The following is a 21382-nucleotide window of genomic DNA, read 5'->3' as shown; positions in this document are numbered from 1 at the left end:
GTGAGTCTTTCGATCAATCTTGAAGTGCGCCATCCCGTTCTTTTGATTCGTCTTGATGGAGAGTTGGATCATCATACATCAGAAGAACTAAGAGACAGGGTAGATTCGATTATTGAAGAGCGTAAAATTGAACATATTGTGCTAAGTCTAGAAGGTCTTTCATTCATGGATAGTTCAGGTCTCGGTGTTATTCTAGGGCGGTACAATAAAGTGAAGAGTTTTGGAGGAGAAATGGTCGTATGTTCAATCTCTCCACCTGTTAAGAGATTATTTGAAATGTCAGGTCTCTTTAAAATTGTGAGGCTTGAGGCTGATGAGCAGCATGCCCTCGCTACTTTGGGGGTGGCATAATGAGGAATCGTATGGATATCGAGTTCTCTGCGCTCAGTCAAAATGAATCATTTGCTCGTGTAACTGTAGCAGCTTTTATTGCGCAGCTCGATCCAACTGTTGATGAACTTACTGAAATCAAGACAGTTGTATCGGAAGCTGTTACAAATGCCATTATTCATGGATATGAGCAAAATTCTGAAGAGAAGGTTTACATTTCGGTCGAGTTAAATGACGACACGGTCAATTTAACCATTCGTGACCATGGAATGGGAATTCTTGACCTTGAGGAAGCAAGACAACCTTTGTTTACAACAAAGCCTGAACTAGAACGATCAGGGATGGGCTTTACAATTATGGAGAATTTTATGGATGAGGTCAAAGTGGAGTCTGCAAGTGGCCAGGGTACGACCATTCACTTAATGAAGTATCTATCAAAAAATAAAGCGCTATGTAATTAAGGGGACCTGCATATGGACGTGGAGGTTAGAAAAGGGAAGCAGTCGCAACTGAAGCCTGATGAAGTGAAGGAATTGATTAAACAAAGCCAGAATGGGGACCAGGGAGCCAGAGACCTCATTGTTCAAAAGAATATGCGTCTCGTCTGGTCCGTTGTGCAGCGATTTCTAAATAGAGGGTATGAAGCGGATGACCTGTTTCAGATCGGTTGTATTGGTTTGTTAAAATCCGTGGATAAGTTCGATCTAAGTTACGATGTGAAATTCTCCACCTATGCGGTACCAATGATTATCGGGGAAATTCAGCGCTTCATTAGAGATGATGGAACAGTGAAAGTGAGTCGATCCCTTAAAGAAACCGGCAATAAAGTTAGGAAAGCGAAGGATGAGTTATCGAAAACGCTCGGCAGAACGCCGACAATTAATGAAATTGCAGAACGAATAGAAGTCACGCCGGAAGAAGTTGTCATGGCACAAGAAGCTGTAAGGGCACCAACTTCTATTCATGAAACGGTTTATGAAAACGATGGAGATCCTATCACTTTACTCGACCAAATTGCCGATCATACAGATAGTGCTTGGTTTGATAAATTAGCCCTTAAGGAAGCATTGCAGTATCTTGATAATCGTGAGAGACTAATTGTTTATTTAAGGTATTATAAAGATCAAACTCAGTCTGAAGTGGCAGAAAGACTGGGGATTTCTCAAGTTCAAGTATCGAGACTTGAAAAGAAAATATTAAAACAAATTAAAGAACAGATGAGCAAATAGCTCATTCTGTTCTTTTTTGTTTGGAAAGGATTTTTTTACCAGAATAATAATAGAGCTATCACTAAGATTAATGAATGGATGATATAAAAAGGACCCAAACTTCTAGGGAATTAATGGTACTTAGGTTGCTAAAGAATGAGAGTCATTTGGTAGAAACATACTATAACCAATATGCCCCTTGAATAAGGAGGTGGAGGATCATGGATAGTCAGATAATATATCTTCGACTTAGGCAAAAAAAGAAAGTACCACCTAATAAGAAGTTATTGATTGGTGATATTGCTCAGCTCATAGGAGAAGATTCTTGTTGTAGTAAGGTGGAGAATATCCAGATTTACCATGTGACGAAAGAGGATAAGAACTTAGTCGTAATCGATGTTATGAAAGTCATTATGTCCATCCATAGCGAAATGGAAAACGTTGAGATTCAAGTAGTCGGTCCTACACAAACGATTGTAGAAGTTCAGTATCCAAAGAAGAAATTAGCACCCGTTTATTTTGTTCTTATCTGGTTTTTATTATTTATTGGTGCGGCCCTCGCTATTATGAATTTTCATGAAGACGTCAGTATGAGAGAGGTTCATCAGCAAATATATAAAATTGTGACTGGAATCGACAATCCAAAACCACTGCTTCTACAAGTACCATACTCATTTGGACTTGGAATTGGGATGGTCCTGTTCTTTAACCATCTTTTCAAAAAGCGGTTTAACGAAGAACCTAGCCCACTTGAAGTGGAAATGTTTAATTATCAACAGGACCTTGATCAATATGTAATCGTTCATGAGAACGAAGAAAACGGAAATTCGAAACCATGAATGCTCAATTTCTCTTAGTGATGTTAATCGGATTTGCTGAAGGGATTGCGGTTGGGGCTGGATTTGTTGCATTTCTTTCAGTTCTTGGCATTATCCCCAGGCTCACTCAATTGTCCAAAACGTTACACCTCATTCGTTTTTATGAATGGGGGATCATTGTAGGTGCTGTAGTGGCAAGTTGGTTATCGTTAAGAAATCCAACTCTTGGCCTGCCCAAATTTGTAGTGATCCCAATTGGACTCGGTGCAGGTATATTTATTGGGATGTTAGCAGCAGCATTAACAGAAGTACTTAATGTCTTGCCAATATTAACGAAACGGATTGGGTTTATAGATAAAATTTTGGTTTTACTAATGGCTATAGTACTTGGTAAAGTATTCGGATCATTGTTTCATTGGACAATTTTTGTGGATGGAGGGATCAAGTAATGAAAAAATCATTAAACGATCAGGAAAAGTATAGTCAGAACATTAAAGAGTATCAGCCAAAGCCGCCGTATTTTTTCAACTGCATAAAAGCGTTTGTTGTAGGCGGGTTTATTTGTATGTTCGGGCAAGGTGTTCAGAATTTCTATATCAATGTCTTTGATTTTTCTAAAGAAAATGCTGGAAACCCGACTGTAGCCACTCTCATATTGATCGCAGCTTTATTAACGGCTTTCGGTTGGTATGACAGGCTTGGTCAATTTGCGGGAGCAGGTTCAGCTGTACCAGTTACAGGCTTCGCTAATTCGATTACTAGTGCTGCTCTCGAGCATAAAAGCGAAGGGATTGTACTTGGTATAGCAACCAATATGTTTAAACTTGCTGGCTCAGTCATCGTGTTTGGCGTCGTTGCGGCTTACATTGTAGGGATGGTCAGAATGGTTTTTAAAGCCCTGATATAAGGAGAGAACCTGTATGAAATCAGGAAAGCAAACATGGAGTTTTTCAAATGTTTATTTACAATCAGTAGGTACAGCAACAGGCCCAAAGGAAGCAGAAGGTCCATTTGGAAATTCGTTTGATGTGACCTATGCTAACCTTCATTGTAATCAGGCAAATTGGGAGCTTGCTGAAAGAAAATTGTTAGAAGATGCAGTAATGAGTTGTTTGAAGAAAAAAGAATTAGCTCCTGATCAAGTTGATGTTTTTGTAGCGGGTGATCTATTAAATCAAATCGTAAGCGCAACTTATACAGCAAGGTCTAATCATATTCCTTTTCTAGGTGTTTTTGGAGCATGCTCGACATCCATGGAATCCCTAGCGATTGCATCTTCTCTAGTTGATGGTGGTTTTGCTGAGAGGGCTATTGCTGGAGTGAGTAGCCATAATGCAACTGCTGAAAGACAGTTCCGTTATCCAACAGAATATGGAGGTCAGAAACCTGGTACTGCGACATCAACTGTAACTGGTGCTGGAGCTGCGTTAGTTAGTCAGGAGTTATCGGACATTCAAATCTCTGCGGCAACGATTGGAAGAGTAGTTGACTGGGGAATCAAGGATCCGTTTGATATGGGGAGTGCGATGGCGCCAGCGGCAGCAGATACATTGGCCACACATTTTGAGGACCTAAATGTAAAACCTTCAGATTATGACTTAATTGTTACTGGAGATCTATCTGCAGTTGGTTCTCCGATTGTTCGTGATTTATTGCTTGAGAAAGGGTTTGACATTACTAATAATCATAATGACTGTGGGTTAATGATCTATCGACCTGATCAGAAGGAAGTATTCGCAGGTGGAAGCGGGTGTGCCTGTTCGGCGGTTGTTACGTATGGTCATCTCATTGAGCTTCTAAAACAAGGGAAGTATTCAAAAATTCTAGTTACTGCTACAGGATGCTTGCATAGCCCCGTTATGGTGCAACAGAAAGAAAGTATGCCTGCTATCGCTCATGCAGTGGTTTTTGAGCGAGTTGGAGGTGAGGAATAGTGGAATACTTCATTGCTTTTGCAGTAGGAGGAGCCATTTGTGTTGTTGGTCAGTTATTGCTCGATATTTTTAGATTAACGCCTGCTCATGTAATGTCATCTTTTGTGGTGACTGGAGCGATTCTTGACGGTTTTGGTATATACGATCGACTGATTGAATTCGCAGGAGCAGGTGCGACAGTCCCAATTACGAGCTTTGGGCATTCCTTGCTACATGGGGCGATGCAGCAAGGAGAGGAACATGGATTTATAGGCATTGCAATGGGGATATTTCAGTTAACTTCAGCTGGAATTTCATCAGCTATTGTTTTCGGATTTATCATAGCCATTATATTCAAGCCAAAGGGGTGAATGAATTGAACAAGCGGCGGGTTATTTTCGTTACTGATGGAGATCTTTACGCGCAAAAAGCAATTGAAAAAGTGGCTTCGGATATTGGCGGGAGATGCATTAGCCAATCAGCAGGAAATCCAACCCCGCTTGCTGGTTATGAAATTGTTTCCCTAATTAAAGAAGCTCCACATGATCCAATCTTTGTAATGTTTGATGACAGTGGTTTTCCGGGTGAAGGTTATGGAGAACTAGCGATGCAGGCTGTGGCTGAGGATGAAGATGTTGAACTACTTGGTGCGATTGCAGTTGCCTCGAGAACACACTTCTCTGAATGGACGAGAGTAGATGTTTCCATCGACAGGGATGGTGAATTAACGCATTTCGGTGTTGATAAGAATGGATTTGCTGATATGGAAGCTGGGAGAATAGATGGGGATACTGTATCTATTTTAGATAAACTGAATGTCCCAATTATTATAGGTGTCGGTGATATAGGTAAAATGTCTGGGCTTGATGATCCGGAGGTTGGGTCGCCTATAACATTGAAAGCCGTTCAAATTCTGCTTGAAAGGAGCGGTTTCTATGACAACAAAAATGAATAACAAACAAAAAATATTTAAAAAATTAAAAGAAAATGAAGACTTCTTGAAAAAATCAATTGGCATTGGGGAAAGTTTTGACGTAGGTGTACGTAAACTCAAGATTTTGAATAAAGAAATACAATTCTATTATTGTACTGGTTTATGTGATACATCAATCATTGTTGAAATCATGCGTGAATTGATGGAATTAGATGATCATCATCGCTTGACCGTTAAATTCGAGCAAGTTATCCATAATCATTTACCCCATCAGCAAGTAACAAAAGTAGAGACGTTCGATGAGGTCGTCGATCAAGTTCTTTCTGGACTGATCGCTGTATTTATGGAAGGCGAAGAGATTGCTTACATTATTGATGTTCGAAAGTATCCAGGTAGAACGCCTCAAGAGCCAGACACTGAGAAAGTGATCAGAGGTTCTAGAGACGGTTTCACAGAAAATATTATTGAGAATACTGCACTTACTAGAAGGCGTATTAGAGATGGTCGTTTGCGTAATGAAATATTTCAAGTCGGAGAGCGTTCCAAAACGGATGTGTGTATCACTTATATTCAGGATGTAGCTAACCCAAACTTAGTTGAAATCATTAAGAAAAAACTAAAAGAAATTAATATTGATGGTATTCCTATGGCTGATAAAACTGTTGAAGAGTTTTTAGTGCATCAGGCGGGAAATCCTTTTCCACTTGTACGATATACGGAAAGGCCAGATGTAGCCGCATCCCATTTGTTAGAAGGGCATGTCTTGATTATCGTCGATACTTCTCCGAGTGTTATTATTACGCCAACAACCTTTTTCCACCATGTTCAACATGCAGAAGAATACAGGGAAGCTCCATTACCAGGTGCATTCTTGAGATGGGTCCGCTTTGGAGGAATGCTAGCAGCGCTATTGTTACTTCCCCTGTGGTTATTGGCGGTATATGAACCTGGGTTGTTGCCTAAATCGATTGATTTTATTGGGCCAAATGATGAAACGAATGTGCCGATATTTATTCAAATCATTCTTGCAGAAATTGGGATCGAAACACTGAGAATGGCCGCCATTCATACGCCTACCCCGCTTTCTACAGCGATGGGTTTAATTGCGGCTGTATTAATTGGTCAAATTGCCATCGATGTAGGATTATTTGTTCCAGAAGTTATTCTGTATGTTTCTATTGCGGCTATAGGTTCTTACGCAACGCCAAGTTATGAGTTATCAATAGCGAACAAACTAGTTAGATTATTACTACTTTTCCTTGTCTTTTTCTTCAGAGTTCCAGGATATATAATAGGCGTGACAGCTATTATTCTCTTCCTAGTCGCCTTAAAGCCATTAAATACACCTTATTTATGGCCATTCATTCCTTTTAATGCAAAAGCGTTTATTCAAGTGCTAATTCGCGTTTCTGTTCCTTTGACAAAATTGCGTCCAAGTATTACAGAGCCCCAGAATGAAACGAAGCAGCCGGACAAACCACTTGCCGAATCTTAAAAAGTATGATAATTTATTTCTTAATTGAATAGACCTCATTGAACGTAATGGGGATAGAGGCGCAAAACGAATGAGTAAGATATCTGAGCATAGAATGGAATGCGAAGACGATATCAGAAAGGTCAATTTGCCGAAGTGAGAAAGGACCCATCCTTTTCTTGCTGGGCTGCTGCTGAATAAGTTGCAGACTGTCACTGGAGGATGAATTTCTTTCAGTGGTGAGCTAATCCAACTCGTGAGGATACGGAGAAAACAGCCTATCTATAAAGTTGGCTGTTTTTCTTATTGTGTGGAGGGAGCTCGCATTTATATAAGCGAGAGGGGAGAAATGATTGTGAATTTATACGGTACATCTGCAGTTTCAGAAGAGGGGCATTTAACAGTTGGAGGGATCGATACGGTCCAATTAGGAAAAAAATTTGGCACTGCGTTATATGTTTATGATGTGGCTATGATTCGAGACAAAGCAAGGGCGTTTCGAAGTGCCTTTGAACGTGAGAATGTAAACTATCAAGTAGCTTATGCTAGTAAGGCCTTTTCATGTATGGCAATGATCCAACTTGCAGAAGAAGAAGGATTAAGTTTGGATGTTGTATCCGGTGGAGAGCTTTATACTGCTTTGAAGGCAGGTTTCCCCGTGGAGCGTATTCATTTTCATGGAAATAACAAAAGTGAATCTGAAATTAGAATGGCGCTTGATGCAGAAATAGGTTGCTTCGTTGTTGATAATTTTTACGAATTATCTCTCCTTGAGCAAATTGCAGAAGAAAAAAATGTGAAAGCTAATGTGCTGTTGCGTATAACACCAGGTATTGAAGCACATACGCATGATTATATTTTAACAGGCCAAGAAGATTCTAAATTTGGTTTTGATTTACAGAGTGGTCAGGTAGAACGCGCGATATTGGATGTAACAAAAATGAGTGCTGTTCATCTTCTTGGACTTCATTGTCATATAGGCTCACAAATTTTTGAAACAAATGGTTTTGTAATGGCTATTGAAAAGATTTATAGCTATCTTACAACATGGTATGATGCCTATGGTTTTGAGCCTGAAGTCCTTAACCTTGGTGGAGGATTTGGAATCCGATATACGAGTGAAGATCACCCATTACCAGTAGGGAACTACATCGAAGCTATGATTGAAACAATCAGAAATCAGGTAACAGGGCAAATGAACATGCCTGAGATCTGGATTGAACCTGGTCGTTCACTAGTAGGAGAAGCTGGAATGACGTTATATACGGTTGGTTCACACAAAAATGTTCCAGAGTTGCGACATTACCTCGCTGTAGATGGAGGGATGACGGATAATTTACGCCCTGCTCTCTATCAGGCAAAATATGAAGCCACAATAGCAAATCGAATGAATGAAGCAAAAGACCACCTATACTCTGTAGCAGGAAAGTGTTGTGAATCAGGTGATATGTTAATTTGGGATTGCCAGTTACAGCGAGCGATTGCTGGTGATACGATGGCTGTTTTTTCAACGGGGGCATATGGTTATTCCATGGCAAATAACTACAATAGATTACCAAGACCAGCTGTTGTCTTTGTTGAAAATGGTGAGGCCAACCTTGTTGTTGAGAGAGAGTCATACGAGGATTTAGTTCGACATGATTTGCCATTAAAACAAGCGATTATATCAAAATAATAGTTGAAAAGCATAAATGATATGGAACAGCTTCAGTCTGTGCTATAATGAAAGAGCTTTTAAGAAAATTGTTAGTGCAGGAGGATTTATTTATGAAAAAAGGAACAATTGCATTTGAAAATGGAGAAGTTATTGAAATTGAATTTTATCCAGAAGCAGCACCTAACACTGTTGCTAACTTTGAGAAGCTTGCAAATGAAGGTTTCTACAACGGTGTGAATTTTCACCGTGTAATCCCTGGTTTTGTTGCTCAAGGTGGAGATCCTACAGGTTCTGGAATGGGTGGACCAGGATATACAATTGACTGTGAAACAGAAGGTAACCCTCATAAGCACGTAGCAGGCTCATTGTCTATGGCACATGCTGGTAAAAACACGGGCGGCAGTCAGTTTTTCCTAGTTCATGAACCTCAGCCTCATCTAGACGGCGTTCATACCGTTTTTGGTCAAGTAACAGAAGGAATGGATACGGTCCTTCGCGTTAAACAGGGTGACGTAATGAAAGAAGTAAAAGTCTGGGACGAAGAATAGATCAGACTCTTAAAAACTTAATACTTTCCTTCGGGGTCGGGTGAAAATCCCAACCGGCGGTGATGACTAGCTTATGCTAGCTAAGTCCGTGACCCGGTTGCGTAAGCAAACGGTGGATCTGGTGAGAAACCAGAACCGACAGTATAGTCTGGATGGGAGAAGGAATAAAAGTGACCAATTTCCTTTTGAATCATAGATTCAAAAGGCTTATTTGGCATATACTTTTGCCTCCCGGGACAGCTGTGTTTTGGGAGGCTTTTTTTGTTCTCCTTCTCAACCAATAATGGAGAGTGGAACAGGAGTAAATACGATGAATCATACGGATTTTATGAAAACAGCGATCGATTTAGCTAGAAGTACGATAGGTCAAACGCGTCCGAATCCCTCCGTAGGAGCTGTCATTGTTAATAGTGGGCGTATCGTAGGGATGGGAGCTCATTTAAAGGCTGGAGAAGGCCATGCCGAAATTCAAGCACTCAAGATGGCGGGCAATCGAGCAAGTGGGAGTACTGCCTATGTGACACTAGAGCCATGTAGTCATCATGGAAAGACGCCTCCTTGTGCTGATGCTTTAATTCAAGCAGGAGTCAAAGAGGTATTTATTGCAAGTCAAGATCCGAATCCCCTGGTCGCAGGAAATGGTGTGACTAAACTAAAGAAAGCAGGCATAGCTGTCCATATTGGGCTTATGGAAGAAGAAGCCTTACAGCTAAACCGGATGTTTTTCCATTACATTACACAAAAAAGACCATTTGTAACGTTGAAAGCTGCTACAACGCTTGATGGCAAAATAGCAACTCATTCAGGTGATAGTAAATGGATTACGGGGGAAGACTCGAGAAAAGATGTTCATGCCTATCGTCATCAACATGATGCCATTCTTGTAGGTATTGGAACCGTCCTCTCTGATGACCCATCACTAACGACTCGTTTCGGTGAAGGGCTATCGCCGATTAGAATCGTGTTAGATCGTCAATTGAGGATGCCTTCTGACGCTAAAGTAATAAGTGATGAGAATGCAGAAACATGGATCATTACAACAAAACGAGCTGCGCTAAAAAATAAGCGATCTTTCCCAAAACATGTCCAAATCATCGCTGTCACAGATCCACTGCTCCCAATGGATAAAGTTCTTGACCTTTTAGGGGAACGAGAAATTACATCAGTATTTGTTGAAGGTGGTTCAGAAATACACGGTAGCTTTCTTGAATCACGCTCTTTTCAACAAGTTATTACATACATTGCGCCGAAGCTAATTGGTGGGAGTCAATCTCCTACGGCTTTCGGAGGTGCAGGTTTTAAAACGATGAATGAAGCGATCGATTTACAAGTGGATAGCGTAGAACAAATTGGAAATGATATTCGAATTATTTCATCAAGGAGGCTTTCTTAATGTTTACAGGTATTGTGGAAGAAATCGGAAGAGTTGAAAGTGTTCAACAATCAGGAGAATCCATTGCAATGCAAATTGCGGCGTCGACTATTTTAAAAGACGTTCATTTAGGAGATAGCATTTCGATAAACGGCGTGTGCTTAACTGTTACGACGTATACAGACTCTTCTTTTACCGTAGATATTATGCCTGAAACATTTCGTGCAAGCAGTCTTCGTCAGCTAGGGCCAAACTCATCGGTGAATCTTGAGAGAGCTATGTCCGCAAATGGACGCTTTGGTGGTCATTTTGTTTCTGGACATGTTGATGGTGTGGGGAAAATTACTCGTGTAGAACAAATCGATAATGCTGTTTATTATGACATCTCGATTCCGCGAAACCTTTTAATTTACTTTATTGAAAAAGGCTCAGTTTCTGTTGATGGTACTAGTCTTACGGTCTTTGGAATAGGGGAGCACTCTCTTACTATATCTCTTATTCCCCATACCGTAGAGGAAACGGTGCTTGGGAGAAAAAGAGTGGGAGATACAGTGAATATAGAATGCGATATGCTTGGTAAATACATTATGAAGTACTTGGAGCAAAGAAGCGGTTCAAAACCCGAACCTACTGCTTCACTTGGGAGTCAGTTTTTTGAAGATCATGGATTTAAATAATGGTACTATCAGGAGGGTCATCGTATATGTTCCATACAATAGAAGAAGCGATTTATGATTTAATGCAAGGCCGGGTGGTGATCGTTTGTGATGATGAAGACAGGGAGAATGAAGGGGATTTTATCGCTTTAGCCGATAAAGTCACACCTGAAACAATCAATTTCATGATTACAAAAGGAAGAGGCCTTGTTTGCACGCCGATTACGGAAGAGCGTGCAAATGAACTGAAGTTGAGTCCAATGGTAGATCATAACACAGATTCTCATGGTACAGCGTTTACAGTGAGTGTCGACCACAAAAGTACAACTACAGGAATTTCGGCAGCTGAAAGAGCATCTACAATTCAATACTTAATTAACCCGGATGCTAAACCTTCAGACTTTAATCGACCAGGTCATATTTTCCCATTGATTGCTAAGGATGGAGGGGTCCTTAGAAGAGCAGGTCATACGGAAGCGGCAGTCGATTTGGCACGACTCTCTGGCTCTGCCCCGGCTGGTGTTATTTGTGAAATTATGAAAGAAGACGGTGAAATGGCGCGCGTTCCTGATCTAAAGGAAATTGCTGAAGAGTATGATTTGAAAATGATTACGATTAAAGATCTGATCCAATATCGTAACCGTAAAGATGTTCTTGTTCGAAAAGAAGTAGAAATAGAACTTCCGACTGAGTTTGGTTCTTTTAGAGCGGTAGGGTATTCGAACATTCTTGATCAGAAAGAGCACGTAGCTTTGATTAAAGGAGAAATCTTACCAGATCAACCAACTCTTGTGCGAGTTCACTCTGAATGCTTAACTGGTGATGTGTTTGGATCTTTTCGATGTGACTGTGGTCCACAACTACATGCTGCATTGGCACAAATTGAAGAGGAAGGTCATGGAGTGCTTTTGTATATGCGCCAGGAAGGAAGAGGTATCGGGCTTCTTAATAAAATGAAAGCCTATAAACTGCAAGAACAGGGCTACGACACAGTTGAAGCGAATGAGAAGCTTGGATTTAAGCCTGATTTAAGGGATTATGGAATAGGGGCACAGATTTTGAGAGACCTTGGTGTTTCTAAAATGAACCTTCTGACAAACAATCCTCGTAAAATAGCTGGGTTAACAGGTTATGGTCTTGAAGTAGCATCTAGGCTACCTCTTCAGATGGCTTCTCGAAAAGAGAATGAAAAGTACCTAAAAACAAAACATAGCAAGCTAGGACACATGCTTCATTTCTAAAAATTTACGTATGAAAATAGGAGGATATTAATAATGGGACAAACATTTGAAGGAAACTTGGTTGGATCTGGGTTAAAAGTGGGTATAGTAGTAGGAAGATTTAATGAATTTATTACAAGTAAGTTACTTGGAGGTGCTGAAGACGCATTGAAGCGTCATGGCTTGTCCGTAGAAAACATTGATGTAGCATGGGTTCCTGGAGCATTTGAAATTCCCTTTGCCGCAAAGAAAATGGTTGAAACGGGAAAATATGATGCAATTGTTACGCTTGGTACGGTTATTCGCGGGGCGACACCACACTTTGATTATGTGTGTGGAGAAGTTTCTAAAGGCGTGGCGAATTTAACGATGCAGACGGGTGTACCTGTTATTTTTGGAGTATTAACCACAAATACCATTGAACAAGCTGTTGAACGTGCAGGTACTAAGGCTGGTAACAAGGGCTGGGATGCTGCAACGGCAGCAATTGAAATGGCTAATTTATCAAAATCATTTGAAGGTTGATTATCAGTTCATTTTTGGCTATGATGAGTATGGTATGCGATGAAGGGCAAAAGAGTTTGGAATCGTAAAGCCAAGAAGAGAGAAAGAAAATGGTTGATTCTTAGGTCTGTGTGATCATTGTCATTATCATGCTAGCTGAGCTTGTTCGTCGAATCATTTTAACATTCTAATTGATTTTAGAATAAGTTATTAAACGGAAAGCCAAGAATTACTTTAATGAGGGATAATCATGCTAATTCGTTATAAGAAAGCTCATGAGAAAATAGCCATGGGGCTATTAAGCTTCATGCCGAACGAAAAAGATATTAAGAAACTGCAACAATCGATTAAAGACTATGAGGATATGGATTCTTTGCAGCTTTTTCTTTGGAAAGAAGAAGATATTATTGGATTGCTCGGAATTGAATGGGTAAACGACAACGAAGTAGAGTTAAAGGATATTAGCGTTAATCCTTCCCATCGCCATCAAGGAATTGGAAAACAAATGGTTGAAGCACTTCGAGAAATGCTAAGTGATGAAATATCTATTAAGGGTAATGAATATACGGGGACATTTTTTGAAAGGTGTCACTTGGAAGAAAATATGAAGTAAGATGCAAAGAAAAGGAACGGCTTAGCCGTTCCTTTTCTGTTGTTTTATTTCAAATTGTTGTTTTCTTTCTTCAATTACATCTGATCGATCACGTCTCGTATGACGATGGATAAGTTCTATATTCGAAAGATCGCTTTTACTACCATAAGTACATTCAAGTTCACGACATCTTTCTTCACAAGCCGTTTGAAGGGTGGAGCTTGTGAGAGGAATATCAAATCCCTGGTATGGAGAGTGAGTGTTGATGAGTTGTAACTCTTTTGATAGGTTTTTAGAAAGTTGATCAATATTTATCGCTAATTTATCGAGTTCTTCACTTTCGCTTTTGGAAATGCGTATGGCATTAGCAATCATTCTCTTTGCCCCTGTGAAATTACCGCGTCGATGGTGGTAGAGGCCAACAGCAATTTGGATAAGACCTACCCAATGAAGTTTACGACTTCCACGCGGATCCTCTTTCCAATGTTCTTCGAGGATTTCATGGCATTCAAAATAATCACGAAGTCCATGGAAATGAGCCAAATAATCAATATAGGCTTTTGAATACATGCTGATTCCTCCATTTCTTTTAGTAGTGTAGCACATGTGTGTTAAATGGATAAAGCGAGTGCTCTTATGGATCAAAATAGCGATCAGTCGTCAGGATGCTATCAAACTGTTAACGATCAATGGAAATCAATTTACGTTAAAAATGAACCGGATGGTTTTCTTGCATTGCTGTAAGCCCCTATTGTAAATGTGATATAATCGGAATACTAGATGGACTTGGATAAAGGAAGATGGAAAATGAAGCAATACAGTGTAAAGGTTGATGCATTTGAAGGTCCATTGGATCTTTTGCTCCACCTTATAAATAAGTACGAAGTGGATATTTATGATATTCCAGTCTCGCAAATTACAGATCAATACTTAACGTTTGTCCATACAATGCAAGAGTTAGAACTTGATGTGGCAAGTGAATATCTTGTTATGGCTGCGACGTTGCTTGCGATAAAAAGCAAAATGCTTCTTCCTCAAAAAGAAGAAGAAATTTTCGAACAGGACCCTGAGTTTGAAGATGATCCCCGTGATGAACTCGTTCAACGTCTTGTTGAGTATCGAAGGTTTAAAGAGGCTGCGAATGATTTAAAGGAAAAAGAAAGTAGTCGAAGCCTTATTTATGCTCGGCCACCTGTGGATACTAGTGAATTTAGTCATGAGGATAGTCAAACCTCCATTGGCGACGTTACATTGTATGATATGCTTGCGGCATTTCAAAAAATGTCCAGACGTGTAAAGGAAAAGAAACCAAAGCGTACACGGATTCAAAGTGAAGATGTTCCTATTGAAGATCGAATGAACGCTATTCGGAACCAGCTACGAGGAAGTGGAAAGACGCGTTTTAGTGATCTTTTTAGTGAAGAGGATCGTGGGCATATGATTGTGACGTTTCTTGCAGTCCTTGAGTTAATGAAAACGAGAGATGTGGCTTGTGAACAAGATAAAAACTTTGGCGAAATTATGATTTTTGAACGAGAAGGGAAGGCATCAGTGTGACAAACGAAGAAATAAAAAGCATTATCGAAAGTCTTCTATTTGTAGTTGGTGATGAAGGGATCACAGTGAAAGATCTTTGTGAAACCATCTCATTGGAAGAAGACACCCTTCTAAGTGCAATAAGTGATTTGCAGGATGAATACAATGAAAAAGATCGCGGTTTTAAAATTAGTTTTATTGGTGGTGGCTATCAGCTCACTACAAATGCTAAAAATGCTCCCTATATCGAAAAACTAGTAGCGACACCAGGTAATCATACTTTATCGCAGGCAGCTCTTGAAACACTTGCGATCGTCGCCTACAAGCAACCAATAACAAGGGTAGAAATAGAAGAAATTCGCGGTGTTAAAACGGATAAGCCTTTACAAACTTTAATGAGTAAATTGCTCATTAAAGAAGCGGGCAGAGCCGAAAAAGCTGGAAGAGCGATTTTATATGGAACAACTAGAGAGTTTCTATTTCATTTTGGTTTAAGCTCAATCAAGGATCTACCCCCTTTACCTGATGGGACAGAAGATAAGGAAGATGAGGAAGCAGACTTGTTTTTTGAGAAGTTTCAGGAAATCTCTGAGTAGATGCTAAGTTCGATCATGATGAAGGAGGACAATCGATGCGGTTAACTCATGTTGCTTTCGAGGAGCTTCAAAAAGATCGTGCAAACTCCCCTGAAGATTCATTCGTTCGTTCTACAATAACGTATGAGGAGAATGGAAAGGTAAAGCGATTTCATGTTTTATATCCTGGTGTTTTTGCAGAAACTGCCATTAAAGAATTTTGGGATTATGAGACCCCCATTCACGAAGCAATCGCACTGAATCTCCTTTCATCTTATCCGAATCGAAAACGTTTGTATATTAGTAGTGAAAATGAGTTTGTTGATCCGCTTAAGAAGGCGGATTTACAAGAGCTTCTCGCGATCATCCATGAGATAAAAACAACAGGTACGTATTTACATTCAAACAAAGAAAAGATGCCTCCATACTGAGGCATCTTTTTTATGCTTTGACTATGTTCGCATATATTGATGTATCATTTTTGGCTCAAATGAGTGAATCTTCCATTCTTTTCTAGTTATTAACGGTTCTAGAATAAAAATGAAATAAACTTCGAACACTAATTGAAAAGAGTAGGAATAGGAGCTCAGATCAATGATACTATCGATCGGAAAATCTTTACCCCCTCATTGTCTTCTACAAACAGAAGCTGCGACTTTTGCTAAAAGGCAATTTGGTCCACATTTTAAAAATATAGATCGTCTGCTACCTGTTTTTCAAAGTGCTGAAATAGATAAAAGATATTTCGCTATGCCACTAGAATGGTATAGTAGTGGCCCAACATTTGAAGAAAAAAACGAAAAATACGTTTCTCTTTCTGTTGAATACGCTAAAGAAGCAATATTGGACTGTCTGAACAATCCCTTTTACTTAAATGAAATGATTGATTGTAGAGATATCGATGCAATATTTTTTGTGTCAACAACAGGTATTTCTACACCGAGTATAGAGGCTAGAATTATGAATGTCCTACCATTCTCTCCACATACAAAACGGATCCCCATCTGGGGACTTGGTTGTGCAGGTGGTGCTGCAGGTATTGCAAGAGCGAATGATTATTGTCTTGCCCATCCTGATCAAGCTGTTCTAGTAGTGAATGTTGAGCTGTGTAGTCTTACTTTTCAACATGGTGACTTTTCCAAGAGCAACCTTATTGGAACAGCACTTTTTGCTGATGGGATATCAGCTGTACTTTTGACAGGTGAGACTTCATCTCTTCTTAGGCGTTCAACCTTGCCGAGCATTCCAGGCATCGTCGCCACACGCTCCACATTAATGAGAGATTCAGAAGATGTGATGGGATGGGAAGTTAGCAACGAAGGCTTGCACGTAGTGTTCTCTAAGTCTATTCCCGCGATTGTGTCAAGTTGGCTTGAACCTAATGTTCTGGAATTCCTCTCTATTCAAGAGAAGACCACGCAAGAAATAGATTATTTTATTGCCCACCCAGGAGGAACAAAAGTATTAACAGCATATGAAGAAGCTCTCGGATTCGATAAGTCGATGACTGCAGTATCGAGAAATGTATTAAAAGAATATGGAAATATGAGTTCAGTTACCGTTATTTACGTACTAGACCAGTTTTTGAGAAATGGGTGTAAACATGGACATCTTGGATTAATGGCAGCTCTCGGACCTGGTTTTTGTTCAGAACTGCTGCTGCTAGAATGGAAAAAAGGAGCATAAAAAATGGGGCTAATATTTACTGGGGTTTTTATCCTTCTTGTGTTTCAAAGATTAATTGAACTATATATAGCTAAAAAAAATGAAAAGTGGATGAAAGAGCAGGGAGCAAGAGAAGTTGGAAAAAATCATTATAAATACATTGTGCTGCTACACATTTTCTTTCTTTTCGCAGTAGCGATTGAAGCGATTTTACGAGGTTTCACTCTCTCCTTCGTCTGGTCTGTTATGCTGTTTGTGTTTCTTTTGGCTCAATGCCTTCGAGTCTGGACAATTAGAAGTCTGGGCCGCTTTTGGAATACAAAAATAATCGTCCTACAAGATGCAGATGTTGTAAAAAAGGGTCCTTACCGATTTTTGAAACACCCTAACTATTTAATTGTGGCACTAGAAATTCTCTCTTTGCCACTTATTTTCTCCTCTTACTTCACTGCGATTGTTTTTACCGTGCTAAATGCAGTATTACTTCTGAGAGTTCGTATTCCCGCTGAAGAGAAAGCGTTAAAAGAGTCGACCAATTATCCCGTGATGTTTCCGAATGCCGAAAAGGAATGAAAGACATATACTGCGTCTCTTGCTCATAGACTTGTACAAATATAGAGCTTAAGGGACGTGGATGTCATGATGAAATCACTTAAGACAAAAATTGGCGTCTTTATTTTAATTGCTGCTCTGCTGTTTCTCATGATTCCAAGAGGAGTAGTAGCAGAGGGAGTAGGCGTCTCAGCGAGAAGTGCCATACTAATTGAACAAGAAACAGGAAGAGTCCTTTACGAAAAAGATGCCTATACACAAAGACGAATAGCGAGTATCACAAAAATTATGACTGCGATCATTGCGATTGAGTCAGGTAAAATGAATGAAACAGTAAAAATTAGTGGAAACGCTGCTGGGACAGAAGGTTCCTCTCTCTATTTAAAAGAAGGAGAGAAAATAACACTTGAAAATTTGGTATACGGTTTAATGCTTCGTTCTGGTAATGATGCTGCTGTGGCAATTGCTGAAGAAGTTGGAGGCAGTTTAGAAGGCTTTGTTACATTGATGAACCAGAAAGCAGAAGAAATTGGGATGTCGCACACAATATTTATGAATCCTCATGGACTTGATGATCATGAGAATCATCTATCGACAGCTTATGACATGGCTATCCTAACACAGTACGCCATGGATAATGACACTTACCGTATTATTTCAAGTACTAAAGTACATAAGGCACCCAATGCGACAGAGGATTGGGATTATGTATGGCGTAATAAAAATAAGCTGTTAACTAGTTTATACTCTGATTCCACTGGTGGGAAAACGGGATACACAAAGCGAGCTAAGCGTACACTCGTTTCTACTGCTGAACGTGATGGTATGATTCTTATTGCTGTTACCTTAGATGCGCCTGATGATTGGAATGATCATATTTCGATGTTTAATTGGGGTTATAGTAACTATGAGCTGACTCTACTTGAGCCTAAAGGGATTATTAAAGATGTGAAGGATGAACCTTACAAAGGCAATGTGAGATTGAATCGAGATCTTTACTATCCTTTAACCTCAGAAGAACGAGATCAAATTGATTCCACCATCCAACTTGTAGAACCTCCAGATGAAAGTAAGTGGGATGAAATGGGGTCAACAGATGATCCTGTTGGAATGTATGTTGTAAAACTAAATAACAAGACAATTGTGAAAGCACCAATTACTTTTGACTCCGTTGAAAAAAAGGAAAAAGGATTATGGGGATTTTTTAAAGGGTTATTTTCATTAGATATCGGACGTGAGCCGAATGGTTAATCTCATCTGGGCTGGCTTATTTCTCATTGGTATTCTATTTGCTCTAATTAATGGAACGATGGAAGAGGTCAATAAAGCAATATTTACTGGGGCTGAAGAAGCGATAGCTGTTTGTATAGGGTTGTTAAGTGTTCTTATTTTCTGGCTTGGATTGATGAAGATTGCTCAGAAAGCAGGACTGTTAGACCTTTTGGGAAGAGGATTTAAACCGATAGCTCGGAAGCTGTTTCCGGAAGTTCCCCCTGATCATCCTGCAATGGGATATATTCTCTCGAACATGATGGCGAATATGTTCGGCCTTGGAAATGCAGCTACGCCAATGGGGATAAAGGCAATGGAAGAGTTAAAAAAGCTCAATGATATGAAAGATAATGCAACAAGGTCAATGATTACCCTCCTAGCGCTCAATACATCAAGTTTAACTCTCATCCCAACTAGTGTTATAGCTATTCGGATGAAATATGGATCAGTTTCACCAACGGAAATTGTTGGTACAACAATTGCTGCTACAGCATGTTCTACTATTGGAGCTCTCTTCATTGATCGGTTTTTCTATCGAAGAAGCAAAAGGGGAGGATCTCTGTGAATGCATCGATCTGGATTATCCCTTTATTGATCGGGTTTATTCTTGCGTACGGAACGTGGAAAAGAGTACCAACTTATGAAACCTTTGTAGAAGGAGGTAAAGAAGGGCTTTCTATTGCAGTTTCGATCGTTCCTTATTTGGTAGGCATGATGGTAGCGATTTCTGTTTTTCGAGCATCTGGTGCAATGGCCTTTCTTAGTGGATTATTAAGAGTACCACTAGAAGCGATTGGGGTACCTACAGAAATCGTTCCTTTGGCTCTCATTCGCCCGATTTCTGGTACCGGTGCGCTTGCGATGACAACGGATATTATTAGCACATATGGGCCAGATTCCTTTATTGGGAGGCTAGCCTCTACCATGCAAGGAAGTACAGATACGACGCTTTATGTCATTACGGTTTACTTTGGGGCGATTGGCATCAAACGAATGGGAAATGCTCTTAAAGTTGGATTGTTAGCAGATTTAGTCGGGATGGCAGCAGCGATTATATTTGTCACTCTCGTATTTGGATAGAAGCCATCTTATTCGATGGCTTTTTTTATTGTAACGGAATGTTTGGAACATTCCTGTTTGAGCATAATAAATGATAGAATGAATCTGTGCTTGAGGTTTGACTGTGACAAGAGTATGATGTTTTAGTGAGGTGAATTTGATGGAACGTTTGCAAAAAGTAATTGCTCAAGCTGGAGTAACGTCCAGACGAAAAGCAGAAACATTGATTGAAGAAGGTAGAGTGAAAGTTAACGGCAAAGTCGTAACTGAACTCGGTACAAAGGTGTCTGAGCGCTGTAAAATTGAAGTAAACGGGATTCCGGTAGAACGTGAAGAGCCGGTTTATTTTTTGTTTTATAAACCAACAGGCGTCATTTCAACAGTAGAAGATGATAAAGGAAGAAAGGCTGTCACCGATTATTTCCATGAAATCGAAGAACGGGTTTTTCCTGTTGGACGACTTGATTACGATACGTCAGGTGTTTTGCTCTTAACGAATGATGGTGATTTTGCGAATAAGCTGATGCACCCAAGTTATCATGTAGACAAAGTGTACGTTGCTAAAGTGAAAGGCTTAATGAATAAAGAGACCATTCAAAAGCTTGAGCGAGGTGTGCAGCTAGAAGACGGAAAGACTTCGAAAGCACGAGCTAGAATTCTATCCGTTGATAAACAAAAAGGAAAATCAATTGTAGAATTGACCATTCATGAAGGTAAGAATCGCCAGGTACGCCGTATGTTCGAAACATTAGGTTACCCTGTGCAAAAGTTAAAGAGAGAACGATATGGTTTTCTTGAGTTGACTGGAATGAATCCTGGAGATTATCGTGAGCTAAAACCTTACGAAGTGAAGCAGCTTCGTAACCAAGCTGTCACACAAAATTCAAAAAAACGATAAGGTGACCCCTTATCGACACGTTATAGTGAGAGTAGTATTGCTTTGTTTGATTGGAGTTGGTTGAATGAAAAAGAAAAACCGGCTGATCGTGCGGACTGTTATATTGACTATCGTCTTTATAGCAGTCGGCTATACGTTCTATACAAACTTTTTTGCAAATGAAAGCGGAATCGTACAGGCCGGAGATCAAGCGCCAAACTTTATTTTAACGGATTTAGACGGAAATGAAGTAGAGCTTGAGGACTACAGAGGGAAAGGCGTCTTTCTGAATTTTTGGGCAACCTATTGCGAGCCTTGTAAAGATGAGATGCCAGCGATGGACAAGAAGTATAAAGAATACAAAGAAAAAGGCGTCGAAATACTTGCAGTAAATGTTTCGGAACCTAAATTGACTGCCGAAAGCTTTGCTGATCGGTATAACCTTAGTTTTCCGGTGTTGCTTGATAAAAGCAATGATGTAACTAATCACTATGGAGTTGGGCCAATTCCAGTAACCTTTTTAATTGACAAGAATGGCAAGGTCGTTCAAAAAACGGAAGCCAGCCTTTCAGAGGAAGTAATTGATAGCTATATGAAGCAAATCCAACCGTAATGGGGTG

The 21382-nt window shown here is 39.9% G+C and carries 29 protein-coding genes and 2 riboswitches; of the genes, 28 read left to right on the top strand and 1 reads right to left on the bottom strand.

Annotation, left to right across the window (positions count from 1 at the left end; genetic code table 11):
- The 17 genes from spoIIAA (at position 1) to AC0VYO_RS13370 (ending at position 13247) form a co-directional block, all read left to right on the top strand.
- Positions 1-351, top strand: coding sequence for an anti-sigma F factor antagonist (spoIIAA, locus tag AC0VYO_RS13450; RefSeq protein WP_430246117.1), 351 nt, complete (start codon positions 1-3; stop codon positions 349-351).
- A complete protein-coding gene (gene spoIIAB, locus AC0VYO_RS13445; protein ID WP_430246119.1) occupies positions 351-791 on the top strand; it encodes an anti-sigma F factor in 441 nt (146 codons plus the stop codon). Before spoIIAA ends, spoIIAB begins: the two co-directional genes overlap by 1 nt.
- Positions 792-803: 12 nt before the next feature.
- Positions 804-1559 (top strand): RNA polymerase sporulation sigma factor SigF, encoded by a 756-nt coding sequence (sigF, locus tag AC0VYO_RS13440; RefSeq protein ID WP_283154038.1) that lies wholly within the window; start codon positions 804-806, stop codon positions 1557-1559.
- Between the two features lie 200 nt (positions 1560-1759).
- A complete protein-coding gene (locus AC0VYO_RS13435; protein ID WP_430246121.1) occupies positions 1760-2377 on the top strand; it encodes a stage V sporulation protein AA in 618 nt (205 codons plus the stop codon).
- The gene (locus tag AC0VYO_RS13430) at positions 2374-2805 is read left to right on the top strand and encodes a stage V sporulation protein AB (protein ID WP_430246123.1); all 432 of its coding nucleotides are present in this window, start codon (positions 2374-2376) and stop codon (positions 2803-2805) included. Before AC0VYO_RS13435 ends, AC0VYO_RS13430 begins: the two co-directional genes overlap by 4 nt.
- Entirely contained in the window at positions 2805-3263 is a 459-nt protein-coding gene (gene spoVAC, locus AC0VYO_RS13425; RefSeq protein WP_430246125.1) for a stage V sporulation protein AC, read from the top strand. The genes AC0VYO_RS13430 and spoVAC overlap by 1 nt, the downstream gene beginning before the upstream one ends.
- A gap of 13 nt (positions 3264-3276) precedes the next feature.
- Positions 3277-4290, top strand: coding sequence for a stage V sporulation protein AD (gene spoVAD, locus AC0VYO_RS13420; RefSeq protein WP_430246127.1), 1014 nt, complete (start codon positions 3277-3279; stop codon positions 4288-4290).
- Entirely contained in the window at positions 4290-4640 is a 351-nt protein-coding gene (spoVAE, locus tag AC0VYO_RS13415; protein WP_226613903.1) for a stage V sporulation protein AE, read from the top strand. The genes spoVAD and spoVAE overlap by 1 nt, the downstream gene beginning before the upstream one ends.
- 5 nt (positions 4641-4645) lie before the next feature.
- Complete coding sequence (gene spoVAEA, locus AC0VYO_RS13410; RefSeq protein WP_430246129.1) at positions 4646-5224, top strand: stage V sporulation protein SpoVABEA; 579 nt, start codon at positions 4646-4648, stop codon at positions 5222-5224.
- Positions 5205-6698 carry a spore germination protein gene (locus tag AC0VYO_RS13405; protein ID WP_475367689.1) on the top strand — a complete coding sequence of 498 codons (1494 nt, stop codon included), beginning with the start codon at positions 5205-5207 and terminating at the stop codon, positions 6696-6698. Before spoVAEA ends, AC0VYO_RS13405 begins: the two co-directional genes overlap by 20 nt.
- 46 nt (positions 6699-6744) lie before the next feature.
- Positions 6745-6932: riboswitch (Lysine riboswitch) on the top strand.
- A gap of 94 nt (positions 6933-7026) precedes the next feature.
- Positions 7027-8352, top strand: a complete 1326-nt coding sequence (gene lysA / locus AC0VYO_RS13400; RefSeq protein WP_475367688.1) for a diaminopimelate decarboxylase — start codon at positions 7027-7029, stop codon at positions 8350-8352.
- A 92-nt stretch (positions 8353-8444) separates the two neighbouring features.
- A complete protein-coding gene (locus tag AC0VYO_RS13395; RefSeq protein ID WP_194221986.1) occupies positions 8445-8882 on the top strand; it encodes a peptidylprolyl isomerase in 438 nt (145 codons plus the stop codon).
- A 22-nt stretch (positions 8883-8904) separates the two neighbouring features.
- Positions 8905-9050, top strand: a riboswitch (FMN riboswitch).
- Between the two features lie 142 nt (positions 9051-9192).
- Positions 9193-10275 carry a bifunctional diaminohydroxyphosphoribosylaminopyrimidine deaminase/5-amino-6-(5-phosphoribosylamino)uracil reductase RibD gene (gene ribD / locus AC0VYO_RS13390; protein ID WP_430246135.1) on the top strand — a complete coding sequence of 361 codons (1083 nt, stop codon included), beginning with the start codon at positions 9193-9195 and terminating at the stop codon, positions 10273-10275.
- Positions 10275-10931 carry a riboflavin synthase gene (ribE, locus tag AC0VYO_RS13385; protein WP_475367687.1) on the top strand — a complete coding sequence of 219 codons (657 nt, stop codon included), beginning with the start codon at positions 10275-10277 and terminating at the stop codon, positions 10929-10931. Before ribD ends, ribE begins: the two co-directional genes overlap by 1 nt.
- A gap of 26 nt (positions 10932-10957) precedes the next feature.
- Positions 10958-12151 carry a bifunctional 3,4-dihydroxy-2-butanone-4-phosphate synthase/GTP cyclohydrolase II gene (locus AC0VYO_RS13380; protein WP_475367686.1) on the top strand — a complete coding sequence of 398 codons (1194 nt, stop codon included), beginning with the start codon at positions 10958-10960 and terminating at the stop codon, positions 12149-12151.
- A 33-nt stretch (positions 12152-12184) separates the two neighbouring features.
- Complete coding sequence (gene ribH, locus AC0VYO_RS13375) at positions 12185-12655, top strand: 6,7-dimethyl-8-ribityllumazine synthase (RefSeq protein WP_430246138.1); 471 nt, start codon at positions 12185-12187, stop codon at positions 12653-12655.
- Positions 12656-12884: 229 nt separating this feature from the next.
- The gene (locus tag AC0VYO_RS13370) at positions 12885-13247 is read left to right on the top strand and encodes a GNAT family N-acetyltransferase (RefSeq protein ID WP_194221981.1); all 363 of its coding nucleotides are present in this window, start codon (positions 12885-12887) and stop codon (positions 13245-13247) included.
- 21 nt (positions 13248-13268) lie between these two features.
- Here AC0VYO_RS13370 and AC0VYO_RS13365 read toward each other — a convergent pair whose 3' ends face one another.
- Complete coding sequence (locus AC0VYO_RS13365; RefSeq protein WP_475365400.1) at positions 13269-13796, bottom strand: DUF309 domain-containing protein; 528 nt, start codon at positions 13794-13796, stop codon at positions 13269-13271.
- Positions 13797-13841: 45 nt separating this feature from the next.
- On the opposite strand from AC0VYO_RS13365, the gene AC0VYO_RS13360 reads away from it, so the two are divergent.
- The 11 genes from AC0VYO_RS13360 to resA all read left to right on the top strand — a co-directional run bounded on the left by AC0VYO_RS13360 (position 13842) and on the right by resA (position 21375).
- Positions 13842-13970 (top strand): hypothetical protein, encoded by a 129-nt coding sequence (locus AC0VYO_RS13360; RefSeq protein WP_475365399.1) that lies wholly within the window; start codon positions 13842-13844, stop codon positions 13968-13970.
- 63 nt (positions 13971-14033) lie between these two features.
- Positions 14034-14783 carry a segregation/condensation protein A gene (locus tag AC0VYO_RS13355; protein WP_303530902.1) on the top strand — a complete coding sequence of 250 codons (750 nt, stop codon included), beginning with the start codon at positions 14034-14036 and terminating at the stop codon, positions 14781-14783.
- Complete coding sequence (scpB, locus tag AC0VYO_RS13350; protein ID WP_194221978.1) at positions 14780-15358, top strand: SMC-Scp complex subunit ScpB; 579 nt, start codon at positions 14780-14782, stop codon at positions 15356-15358. The genes AC0VYO_RS13355 and scpB overlap by 4 nt, the downstream gene beginning before the upstream one ends.
- Before the next feature lie 35 nt (positions 15359-15393).
- A complete protein-coding gene (locus tag AC0VYO_RS13345; protein ID WP_430246144.1) occupies positions 15394-15768 on the top strand; it encodes a hypothetical protein in 375 nt (124 codons plus the stop codon).
- A gap of 163 nt (positions 15769-15931) precedes the next feature.
- The gene (locus tag AC0VYO_RS13340; protein ID WP_475367685.1) at positions 15932-17023 is read left to right on the top strand and encodes a type III polyketide synthase; all 1092 of its coding nucleotides are present in this window, start codon (positions 15932-15934) and stop codon (positions 17021-17023) included.
- A 3-nt stretch (positions 17024-17026) separates the two neighbouring features.
- Positions 17027-17575 (top strand): isoprenylcysteine carboxyl methyltransferase family protein, encoded by a 549-nt coding sequence (locus tag AC0VYO_RS13335; protein WP_430246148.1) that lies wholly within the window; start codon positions 17027-17029, stop codon positions 17573-17575.
- Positions 17576-17644: 69 nt separating this feature from the next.
- Entirely contained in the window at positions 17645-18805 is a 1161-nt protein-coding gene (locus tag AC0VYO_RS13330) for a D-alanyl-D-alanine carboxypeptidase family protein (RefSeq protein WP_475369064.1), read from the top strand.
- Positions 18798-19391 carry a nucleoside recognition domain-containing protein gene (locus AC0VYO_RS13325; protein WP_430246150.1) on the top strand — a complete coding sequence of 198 codons (594 nt, stop codon included), beginning with the start codon at positions 18798-18800 and terminating at the stop codon, positions 19389-19391. The genes AC0VYO_RS13330 and AC0VYO_RS13325 overlap by 8 nt, the downstream gene beginning before the upstream one ends.
- Positions 19388-19906, top strand: a complete 519-nt coding sequence (locus AC0VYO_RS13320; RefSeq protein WP_408962613.1) for a spore maturation protein — start codon at positions 19388-19390, stop codon at positions 19904-19906. The genes AC0VYO_RS13325 and AC0VYO_RS13320 overlap by 4 nt, the downstream gene beginning before the upstream one ends.
- A 139-nt stretch (positions 19907-20045) precedes the next feature.
- Positions 20046-20783 (top strand): pseudouridine synthase, encoded by a 738-nt coding sequence (locus tag AC0VYO_RS13315; protein ID WP_194221972.1) that lies wholly within the window; start codon positions 20046-20048, stop codon positions 20781-20783.
- Positions 20784-20847: 64 nt separating this feature from the next.
- Positions 20848-21375: a thiol-disulfide oxidoreductase ResA gene (gene resA, locus AC0VYO_RS13310; protein ID WP_194221971.1), complete on the top strand. Its 528-nt coding sequence runs from the start codon at positions 20848-20850 to the stop codon at positions 21373-21375.
- The last annotated feature ends 7 nt before the right edge of the window (positions 21376-21382 follow it).

The sequence above is a fragment of the Anaerobacillus sp. 63XJN7_4_ISO-PGPR-S23-413 genome (assembly GCF_056173725.1).
Note: the sequence above shows the minus strand (reverse complement) of the source record. Positions and strands in the feature narration are given on the sequence as shown.